9 protein-coding genes are annotated in these 10,146 nt (G+C 67.2%); 3 read left to right on the top strand and 6 right to left on the bottom strand.

Annotated features, from left to right (window positions below; all coding sequences use genetic code 11):
- Positions 1–87: 87 nt before the first annotated feature.
- The 4 genes from E0W80_RS15865 to E0W80_RS15850 form a co-directional block, all read right to left on the bottom strand.
- Entirely contained in the window at positions 88–1,089 is a 1,002-nt protein-coding gene (locus E0W80_RS15865; RefSeq protein ID WP_047521608.1) for an ABC transporter substrate-binding protein, read from the bottom strand.
- A 46-nt stretch (positions 1,090–1,135) separates the two neighbouring features.
- The gene (locus E0W80_RS15860; protein ID WP_194239293.1) at positions 1,136–2,170 is read right to left on the bottom strand and encodes an ABC transporter permease; all 1,035 of its coding nucleotides are present in this window, start codon (positions 2,168–2,170) and stop codon (positions 1,136–1,138) included.
- Positions 2,170–3,672, bottom strand: a complete 1,503-nt coding sequence (locus tag E0W80_RS15855) for a sugar ABC transporter ATP-binding protein (protein WP_131493943.1) — start codon at positions 3,670–3,672, stop codon at positions 2,170–2,172. The genes E0W80_RS15860 and E0W80_RS15855 overlap by 1 nt, the downstream gene beginning before the upstream one ends.
- 189 nt (positions 3,673–3,861) lie before the next feature.
- Complete coding sequence (locus E0W80_RS15850; protein WP_131493941.1) at positions 3,862–4,731, bottom strand: sugar phosphate isomerase/epimerase family protein; 870 nt, start codon at positions 4,729–4,731, stop codon at positions 3,862–3,864.
- A 195-nt stretch (positions 4,732–4,926) separates the two neighbouring features.
- Here E0W80_RS15850 and E0W80_RS15845 point away from each other — a divergent pair, with 195 nt between their 5' ends.
- A complete protein-coding gene (locus E0W80_RS15845; protein WP_131493939.1) occupies positions 4,927–5,928 on the top strand; it encodes a LacI family DNA-binding transcriptional regulator in 1,002 nt (333 codons plus the stop codon).
- A 118-nt stretch (positions 5,929–6,046) separates the two neighbouring features.
- Here E0W80_RS15845 and E0W80_RS15840 read toward each other — a convergent pair whose 3' ends face one another.
- Both E0W80_RS15840 and E0W80_RS15835 read right to left on the bottom strand, forming a co-directional pair.
- Positions 6,047–7,033: an aldo/keto reductase gene (locus E0W80_RS15840; protein ID WP_131493937.1), complete on the bottom strand. Its 987-nt coding sequence runs from the start codon at positions 7,031–7,033 to the stop codon at positions 6,047–6,049.
- Entirely contained in the window at positions 7,020–8,315 is a 1,296-nt protein-coding gene (locus E0W80_RS15835; protein WP_131493935.1) for an L-fuconate dehydratase, read from the bottom strand. Before E0W80_RS15835 ends, E0W80_RS15840 begins: the two co-directional genes overlap by 14 nt.
- Positions 8,316–8,439: 124 nt before the next feature.
- On the opposite strand from E0W80_RS15835, the gene E0W80_RS15830 reads away from it, so the two are divergent.
- Positions 8,440–9,300 carry a fumarylacetoacetate hydrolase family protein gene (locus E0W80_RS15830; protein WP_131493933.1) on the top strand — a complete coding sequence of 287 codons (861 nt, stop codon included), beginning with the start codon at positions 8,440–8,442 and terminating at the stop codon, positions 9,298–9,300.
- On the top strand, positions 9,297–10,046 hold the full coding sequence (locus E0W80_RS15825) for an SDR family oxidoreductase (protein WP_131493931.1): 750 nt from the start codon (positions 9,297–9,299) through the stop codon (positions 10,044–10,046). Before E0W80_RS15830 ends, E0W80_RS15825 begins: the two co-directional genes overlap by 4 nt.
- The last annotated feature ends 100 nt before the right edge of the window (positions 10,047–10,146 follow it).

The following is a 10,146-nucleotide window of genomic DNA, read 5'->3' as shown; positions in this document are numbered from 1 at the left end:
CCGTCCCGACACATCTCCGCGGACACGCCGTCCCGACACGAAGAAGCCCCCCGCCCGAAGGCGAGGGGCTTCTTCATGGATGCGGCGTCACTCGTAGAGGACGGCCGCGATCTTCGGGTCGTCGATGTTCGTGCTGTCGTACCAGTACGAACCCGTGTCGTAGAACTTCTCGACCGACTCACCGTTGGCGGCGTCGTACGCGGCCTGCACGACCTGCGCGCCGATGCCGATCGGGTCCTGCGTGATCGCGCCGGCCATGGTGCCGTCCTTGATGGCGTTGATCTGGGCCGCACCGGAGTCGAAGCCGACGATGGTGATCTTGCCCTTCTCGAGGCCGAGCTCGTTCACGGCGTTCACCACACCGATGGCGGAGCCCTCGTTGGTACCGTAGATGCCCTTGAGGTCGGGGTGGGCCGCGATCAGGGTCTTGGCGATGTCGGCCGACTTGAGGTGGTCGCCGTCACCGTACTGGATGTCGACGATCTCGATGTCGGGGTAGTCCGCCTCGATCTTGTCGACGAAGCCGTCGCGACGCTCGACACCGGTCGAGTTGATCTGCGAGTGGCCGACGATCGCGACCTGTCCTTCGCCGCCGATCAGCTCGGCCATGTGCTCGGCTGCGAGCGCACCGGCGACCTTGCTGTCGGTGGCGGACAGGCTCAGGCCCACGTCGCCGTTGCAGGGGGCGTCGAAGTAGACGACCGGGATGTCCTTCGACTTGGCCTGCTCGAGCGGGGCGACGCACGCCTCGGGGTCGAGGGCGGCGTAGGCGATGGCGTCCGGGTTCTTGTCGATCGCGGCGGTCAACATCTCGAGCTGCTGCGCGATCTCGGTCTCGGCCGCGGGGCCCTCGAACGTGATCTTCACGCCGAGCTCGTCCGCCTTCTCCTCGGCGCCCTTCTTGACGGCCTGCCAGAACTGGTGCTGGAAGCCCTTCGAGACCATGGCGATGTACATCTCGCCGTCGCCGCTGCCGCCGTCTCCGCCGGAGCCCTCCTCGATCACGTCGCCTCCGCCGGCACAGCCGGCGAACACCAGGGCGGATGCGGCGACCAGCGCTGCGAATGCGGTCTTCTTCCCGAATTTCATGAAAACTCCATTGTTCGTGGGTGGGTGGGTGGTGCAGGGATTGAGGTCAGGTGCGCTGCCGGTTGCGGAGCGAGTCGAGGAAGACCGCAAGCAGCACGACCACACCGACGACGATGTTCTGCCACTCGGTCTGGATCGACATGATGCGCAGTCCGTTCACGAGCACGCTCATGATCAGGGCACCGATCACGGTGCCGAGGATGGATCCGCGTCCGCCCAGCAGCGAGGTGCCGCCGATGATGACCGCGGCGATCGCTTGCAGCTCGTACCCCATGCCGATCTGCGGCTGGGCCGAATCGAGGCGCGAGGCGATGACGATGCCGGCGACGCCGGTGAACGCGCCCGCGAACATGTAGATGAGGATGGTCCAGCGACGCGTGTTGACACCCGACAGCCGGGTGGCCTCCTCGTTCGAGCCGATCGCGAAGGTGTAGCGGCCGAGCAGGGTCTTCGACAGCACGAGCCAGGCGACGATCGCCAGCGCGGCGGTGATGAGCACCGCGTTCGGGATGCCGGGGATGATCACGCCGAGGGCGATCTTCTTGAAGTCCGGTGCCGAGGTCGAGAAGTAGATCGGTGCGACGTTCGAGATCACGAGGGCGAGACCACCCGCGATCATCATCATCGCGAGCGTGGCGATGAACGGGGGCAGTCGCAGGAACGTGATGTTCACGCCGTTGACGAGTCCCATCAGCACACCTGTCGCGACGCCGCCGATCACGCCGACCCAGACGGGAAGGCCCATGTTCGTGACGATGACCCCGGTCATCACGGCGCACAGCGCCATGCCGGTGCCGATCGACAGGTCGATGCCGCCGGTGATGATGACGAAGGTCGTACCGAGGGCGAGGATGCCGATCACCGCGGTCGACAGCAGCACCGTGGCGATGTTGCTGAAGGTGAAGAAGTTGGGGCTGGCGATCGAGAAGAAGATGACCAGCACGATCAACGTGCCGAAGGCCAGCGACTGCTGGAACTGCCGCTTGATGAACCCGACGACATCCCTCTTGTCGGTGTCCTCGTTCACGGCGGTCTGGATGATCGTCGTCGTCGACGATCCGGGCTGCTGCGGAGCGCTCATCAGTCTTCCTCCCCGTGGGCTGCGAGTTGCATGATCTTCTCCTGGCTTGCTTCCTCGTTGCGGAGCGTCCCGGTGATGCGGCCGTTGGCGAAGACCGCGATGCGGTTCGCCACACGGAGGATCTCCGGGAGCTCGGATGAGATGACGATGATGGACTTGCCTGAGTCAGCGAGCTGCTGCATGAGGCGGTAGATCTCCTCTTTCGCGCCGACGTCGATCCCTCGGGTCGGCTCGTCGAAGATGAGGATGTCGCAGTCGCGCATCAGCCAGCGGGCGATGACGACCTTCTGCTGGTTCCCTCCGGAGAGGAGCTTGACGACCTGGTTGACCGAGGGCGTCTTCACGCGCAGCTGCTGCACGTATTCCTTGGTGCGGTTCTTCGCCTTGCTGTCGCCCATCCAACCGATCGCGTTGGCGTAGGAGCCGAGCGAGGCGAGCACGGTGTTGAACGTCACATCCTGCTCGAGCATGAGGCCGAGGAGCTTCCGGTCCTCGGACAGGTACCCGAGGCCGTGATGCACCGCGTCCGCGGGCTGGGAGATCCGCGCCGGGCGACCGTCGATGGTGATCGTGCCGCTGTCGCGGTGGTCGGCGCCGATCACGGCTCGGGCGGTCTCGGTGCGCCCCGCCCCCATGAGGCCGGCGAAGCCGAGGATCTCGCCCCGGTGCAACCGGAACGAGACGTCTTTCAGAAGGCTCTTGGTCGACAGCCCCTGCACCTCGAGGACCACGGGGTCGTTCGCGTGCTCACGGGCCTGGGGACGGGTTCCCTCGTCGATCACGCGGCCGACCATCATCTCGATGATCGTCGGGATGGTGATCTCGGACTTATCGAGTGATCCGATGTATGTGCCGTCACGCAGGACGGTCACCCGATCAGCCAGGCGGCGCAGTTCGTCCATGCGGTGCGAGATGTAGACGATCCCGGTGCCGCGCGCCTTGAGCTGCTCGATCAGCACGAAGAGCGTCTCGACCTCGGTGTCGGTGAGGGCCGAGGTCGGCTCGTCCATGATGAGCACCTTGGCATTGAAGGACAGCGCCTTGGCGATCTCGACCATCTGCTGCTCGGCCACCGTGAGCTCGCCGACGAGCTGACGCGGGTTCAGGTGGATGTCGAGGCGCTGCAGCAGCTCGGCGGTCTGCGCGTTCAGCTTGCGCTCCGACAGGAACGGGCCCGTGGTGGGTTCCCGCCCCACGTAGATGTTCTGCGCCACGGTCAGATCGGGCATCAGGTTGAGCTCCTGATGGATGATCGTGATGCCGAGCTCCTGCGCCTGGAGGGGGCTCGTGAGCTCGACCTCCCGGCCCTCGAACGTGATCGTGCCCTCGTCCTTGGTGTAGATCCCGGAGAGGATCTTCATCAGGGTCGACTTGCCGGCACCGTTCTCACCCACGAGCACGAGCACCTCGCCGGCGTGCACCTCGAGGTGCACGTCTTTCAGCGCCTGCACGCCGGGGAATCCTTTGCTGATCCCCTCGACCCGGAGGATGGGTCCACTCATGCGCTCACCTGCTTCCTTGAAGGTTCTGCTTCGACGTCGACGGATCATTCCGTCGCAAACATCGGATCAATTCTGCGTCCTACGCTACGGGCAGCGCAAGTTGTATCTAAATGTATCTAATGACGGGCAGATGCGGAAGACCTGTAATGACATCTTGATCTTCCGATCGTCTCGCCGGTGGGTTCCGGCTCAGTGGAGGCGGATCGAGTCGACCGCCACGAGCTTGTCGCGGATGTACGCGTTGGCGTGGGTGCCGAGTTCGTCGTTGTCGCTCCAGAGGTTCCGCCAGATGCCGAGCATGCGACTGAGGTCGGGAGCGACGACCGCCGAGGAGAACGACTCGAAGACGATCGGACCGTCGTAGCCGATGCGGCCGAGCGCCTTGAAGAACGTGTCGAAGTCGACCGTGCCGGTGCCGAGGTACCCGCGGTGACTCTCTCCGATGTGCACGTAGCGCAGGGCGGGAGCCGCGTCGAGGACCGGCGCGAACATATCCGACTCCTCGATGTTCATGTGGTACGTGTCGAGGTGGATTCCGAGGTTCGGCCGATCGACCTCGGCGACGTACCCCAGAGCCTGTCGCGCCGTGTTCAGCACGTTGGTCTCGTAGCGGTTCACGACCTCGAGCGAGACCGAGACGCCGCGCTCGGCGGCGTGGTCGGCGACGCGGGCGATCGCGGCGCGGCTGCTCGCGAGCCCCGCAGCGGTCACCGGCTCCATGTACTTCTTCATGGCGCTGTAGATCACCCCGCAGAAGTGCTGGCCCCCGAGGTCCGCCAGCACATCCACGGCCTTGATCAGCAAGGCTTCGCCGGCCGCGACGATCGCAGGGTCGGAGCTCGTGACATCGGTGGCCTCGGAGAGCCCGAGGGAGGCGCTGACGGCGAGGTCGTACTCCTCCAGCGCATCCTTCGCGACGGCGACGTCGAACGAGAACGGATCCATCAACGGGAACTCGATGAGGTCGAAGCCCGCGCCCTTGGTCTTGCGCACCGCCAGACGGATGCCCTCGGCATCGAAGTTCCCCGTCCAGACGAGCCCGTGGCATCCGATGTTCATGAGACCTCTCACAGCGGGTGTGCGGCACCGTCGCCGTCCCGGAGTTGGCACGTGCCAATTCCGGTGTGCGTGCCACGCTACGTCGCACGCCAGACACTGTCAAGAACTTTCTTGGCACGTTGCAAGTCGTCCGCTATCCTGAGGCGACCGACGCGGTCGCCGTTCCCGATCGACGCGGTTCGACGAAGGAGTTCCATGCCCGCGAGCGTCAAGGACGTCGCCGCCCTCGCCGGAGTCTCCTCCTCCACCGTCTCGAACTACCTCAACCACCCGCATGTGCTCGGATCCGCGAGTCGGGAACGGGTGCGGGCGGCGATCGAACAGCTCGGCTACGTGCCCAACGAGTCCGCACGACAGCTGCGCGCCGGGTCGAGCAAGGCCCTCGCGCTGATCCTGCTCGACGCCTGGCTGCCCTATTTCCACGACCTCTCGCGCGGGGTCGAAGACGTGGCGCGCGAGGGGGGATGGTCGCTGTTCTTCAGCAACAGCGACCGCGACGATGCGCAGGAACGGCGCAACCTCGACATGTTCGAGGCGCACCGGGTGCAGGGCATCGTCATCTATCCGCTCGGCGACGTGGTGCCGCGCCTGGAGGGACTGGCCGACCGCGGTATCCGCTCGGTCGTGGTGGGTCCGATCCGGGAATCATCGAAGGTCGCATCCGTGCTGTTCGACGACCGCGGCGGTGGGCGCCTCGCGGGCGAACACCTTCTGGACCTCGGCCGACGACGCCTCCTCTTCCTCGGCAATCCGGCGGTGAGTCAGTCGAACGACCGCCTCGCCGGGCTGCGTGAGGCCGTCTCGGGGTCCGACGCGAACCTGTCGATCATCGACGTGTCGCACCTGGCGATCGAGGACGGACTGCGTGCGGGTGAGCAGATCATCGCGATGCCGGTCACCGAGCGCCCGGACGCGGTGTTCGCTGCGAACGACATGGTGGCACTCGGGGTGCTCACGCAGCTGCTGCGTCATGGCATCCGGGTCCCGGAGGAGATCGCCCTCATCGGCTTCGACGACGTCGCCCAGGCACACCAGGGCGTCGTGCCGCTCACGAGCGTGCGGCAGCCCGGCTACGAGATCGGCCGCGCCGCCGGAACTGCTCTCCTGCAGCAGCTCGCCGACCCCACGGCACCGCCGCCCGCGACCACCCCGTTCCCCGCTGAACTCATCGTGCGGGAGTCCACGGTCGGACGGTGAGCACGGCCCTGCGTCGTTCACAACTCCTCAGATATTGCCCGCACACCGGGCCGCGACGGCCGCAACCGCTCGATCTGGGCAATCGTTGAGGAGTTATGAACGCGGCACAGGCGTCAGGTCAGACCGTGGGGATGAGCCCCTCCTCCGCGAGGCTCGCCCACAGCGCCGTCGGGATGTCGAGTGCGGCGTACTCCGCGTTCTGTCGCAGCTGCGCCGGGCGACTGCCGCCCACCACGACCGAGCGCACGACATCGGACTGCAGCGGGAACTGGATCGCCGCGGCGGGCAGCGGCACCCCGTGGTCGGCGCACACGGCGGCGATGCGAACCAACCGATCCCACAGCTCGTCCGGAAGCTGCCCGTACTCGTAACGCCCGTCGCGGCGCGGCTCGTTCGACGCGAGCAGCCCGGAGTTGAACACGGAGGCCGCGACGATCCCGGTCGAGGTCTCCCGGCACGCGGGCAGCACGTCGACCGCGGCGGGCTGTTCGAGCAGCGTGTACCGGCCGGCCACCATGATCAGGTCGAGGTCGGCGGCACGGACGGCTGCGGCGAGAGCATCCGACACCATCGAGCCGATGCCGATCGCGGAGACCTCGCCGTCGGCCCGCAGCTGCTCCATCGCGGGGAGGGCTTCCGCGAGCGCGAGGTCGAGGTCGTGTCGCTCGGGGTCGTGCAGGTACAGCAGGTCGATGCGCTCGATGCCGAGACGCTCCCGGGACTCGTCGACGCTCGCACGGATCCCCGCCTCCGAGAAGTCCCACACCCGCTGCAGGTCGTCGGGCACGTGGAAGTCGTTGGCGGTGTCGAGGCCACCGGCGTGGTCGGGGTTCGGTCGCAGCAGACGCCCCGCCTTCGTCGAGAGCACGAACTCATCCCGCGGCTTGGTCTGCAGGAAGGCTCCGAGCCGGCGCTCTGAAAGCCCCAGACCGTAATGCGGCGCGGTGTCGTAGAAGCGGATGCCGCTCTCCCACGCCGCATCGAGCACGGCCCAGGCCTCGTCGTCGCTGAGCGGTCGGAACAGGTTGCCCACGTTCGCGGCCCCGTAGCCGAGGGCGGGAACGGGAAGGCGGTCAGGCCCCGCCAGAGGATCAGGCACCGACATGCGCACCCGTCCAAGAGTAGGTCGCGATGCTGTCGGCCTTCATCTCCATGCCCGTTCCCGGCGCGGTCGGCGCCATGTACGAGCCGCCGCGGATGTCGGTGGGCACGACGAAGTGCTCGTGCAGATGGTCGACGAACTCGATCATGCGGCCCTCGCGGGTCCCGGTGACCGCGACGAAGTCGAACATCGACAGGTGCTGGACGGCCTCGCACAGGCCGACTCCGCCGGCGTGCGGACAGACCGGCACGCCGAACTTCGCGGCGAGCAGGAGGTTCGCGATGTTCTCGTTCACCCCTGCCACGCGCACGGCGTCGATCTGCATGACCGAGATGGCCTCGGCCTGCAGGAGCTGCTTGAAGATCACGCGGTTCTGGGCGTGCTCGCCGGTGGCGACCCGGATGGGTGCGATGCCCCGGGCGATCTCGGCGTGACCGAGCACGTCGTCGGGGCTGGTGGGCTCCTCGATCCAGGCGGGGTGGAACTCGGCGAGCGCGTTCACCCATTCGATGGCTTCCGACACCTCCCAACGCTGGTTGGCGTCGATCGCGATGGGGAAGTCGGGCCCGCACACCTCGCGCGCCTTGCGGAAGCGGCGGATGTCGTCGTCGAGGTCGGCGCCGACCTTGAGCTTGATCTGGGTGAAGCCGTCAGCCATGGCCTCGCGGGCGAGGCGTTCGAGCTTCTCGTCGGAGTATCCGAGCCATCCGGGGCTCGTGGTGTAGCCCGGGTACCCGCTCGCGAGGAGCTGCTGCTCCCTCTCCGCGCGACCGGGTTCGGCGGCGCGCAGGATCTCGAGGGCTTCCTCGCGGGTGAGCGCGTTGGTGAGGTAGCGGAAGTCGACGAGGTCGACGAGTTCCTCCGGCGTCATGCGGGCGAGGAGCTGCCAGAGCGGAAGCCCGGCGCGCTTGGCCTTGATGTCCCACAGCGCGTTGATGACCGCGCCGATCGCCATGTGCATGACGCCCTTCTCGGGCCCGAGCCAGCGCAGCTGCGAGTCGCCGATGATCTCGCGGAAGGTGCCGCCCATGTCATCGAGCAGCGGCTCGATCTCGCGCCCGACGAGGTGCCCGGCGAGCGCATCGATCGCCGCGACCTGCACGTCGTTGCCACGGCCGATCGTGAAGACGAAGGCATGCCCGTCGATGTCATCATCGGCATCGGTGCGCACGATGACGTACGCCGCCGAGTAGTCCGGGTCGGGGTTCATCGCATCCGACCCGTCCAGGCTCAGGGACGTGGGGAAGCGGATGTCGGTGGTGTCGAGGGCGACGATACGGCTCACGGGATTCCTCTCCATGCACGGCTGATTTCTTCCGCGCGGATCTCTTGGAGTGTAAACATCCGATGTCTATACTGTCAACGAGACCAGCCGCGTTGTCGCGGCTTCCCGACGGATCAGGAGAAACATGAAGTTCGCGCGGCTCGGCACCCCTGGCACTGAGATCCCCGTCCTGGTGGAGGGTGACCGATACCTCGACCTCCGCCCCGTAACATCCGATGTGGATGGAGCGTTCCTCGAGAGCGACTTCACCTCCCGCGTCGCGGCCGCTCGCGATGCCGGTGAGCTCGCCGAACTCGCGGATGCCGCGTCGATGCGCATCGGTGCCCCGATCGCCCGTCCGAGCGCCGTGATCTGCATCGGCATGAACTACGCCGCCCACGCGGCGGAGTCGGGGTCGGAGCCGCCCACCATCCCCATCCTCTTCCTCAAGACCCCGAACACCGTCGTCGGCCCGAACGACACAGTGACGATCCCCCGCGGCAGCGTCAAGACCGACTGGGAGGTCGAGCTCGGCATCGTGATCGGCACCCGCGCCGCCTACCTCGACAGCCCCGAGGAGTCCATGACGCACGTCGCCGGCTTCGTCGCAGCGAATGACGTGTCCGAGCGCGACTTCCAGATGACCGTCTCCGGAGGACAGTGGTCCAAGGGTAAGATCGCGGCGGGCTTCAACCCCACGGGCCCCTGGTTGGTCACCCCCGACGAGGTCGACCATCAAGCGCTCGGTCTGCGCAGCTTCGTGAACGGCGAGCCGCGACAGGACTCGAACACGAGCGACATGATCTTCACGGTCGAGCACATCGTGCACCACCTGTCGCAGTACGTGACGCTCGAACCCGGCGACCTCATCCTCACCGGCACCCCGCAGGGCGTGGCCCTCTCGGGGAAGTACCCCTACCTCGCCGCGGGCGACGTGGTCGAGATCGAGATCGACGGCCTCGGCCGCCAAAGGCAGGAGTTCGTGGCATGGGAGGCCCGGAAATGAGTGCACTGAACGGACTGGTGGCGATCGTCACCGGTGGAGCATCCGGCATCGGCGCGGCGATCGCGCAGCGCCTGCACGCCGACGGCGCGACCATCGCGGTCCTCGACCGGGACACCGCGGCGGCTGACCCCGCCTTCGCCGCCTTCACGGCCGATGTCTCGGATCGCGCGAGTGTCGACGCGGCGGTGGCTGCCGTCGCCGAAGAGTTCGGACGCATCGACATCGTCGTCAACAACGCCGGGATCGGCGCGCAGGGCGACATCGCCGCGAACGACGACGACGAGTGGGCCCGCGTGCTCTCGGTCAACGTCACCGGCATCGCCCGTGTCACCGCGGCGGCACTCCCCTGGCTGCGGAAGTCCCCGTCGGCCTCGGTGTGCAACACGGCATCCATCGCCTCGACCACCGGACTGCCGCAGCGCGCCCTGTACAGCGCCTCGAAGGGTGCCGTCTCCGCCCTCACCCGCGCGATGGCCGCTGACCACCTGCGCGAGGGCATCCGTGTGAACGCGGTCAACCCGGGCACCGCCGACACCCCGTGGGTCGGACGCCTGCTCGACTCGGCGGTCGACCCCGCGGCCGAGCGCGCGGCACTGGAAGCCCGCCAACCTCACGGACGTCTGGTGAGTCCCGAAGAGGTCGCCGCCGCCGTCGCATACCTCGTGAGCCCTGCCGCGGGTTCGACCACCGGCACCTTCATCGAGGTCGACGGCGGCATGGCCCAGCTGCGCCTCCGCGCGGAGTAGCCCCCTCGGCCCCGGACGCGGGATCAAAAACGCACCTGAACACGCCAACGGAGGAGCGATTTCGATCCCGCACCCGCCCCGCGCGGGGCGGGTGCGGGAT

Source organism: Microbacterium sp. PI-1 (assembly GCF_004337555.1).
Lineage (GTDB): Bacteria > Actinomycetota > Actinomycetes > Actinomycetales > Microbacteriaceae > Microbacterium > Microbacterium aurugineum.
The sequence above is the reverse complement of the archived record's forward strand: the minus strand, read 5'-3'. Positions and strand labels throughout refer to the sequence as shown.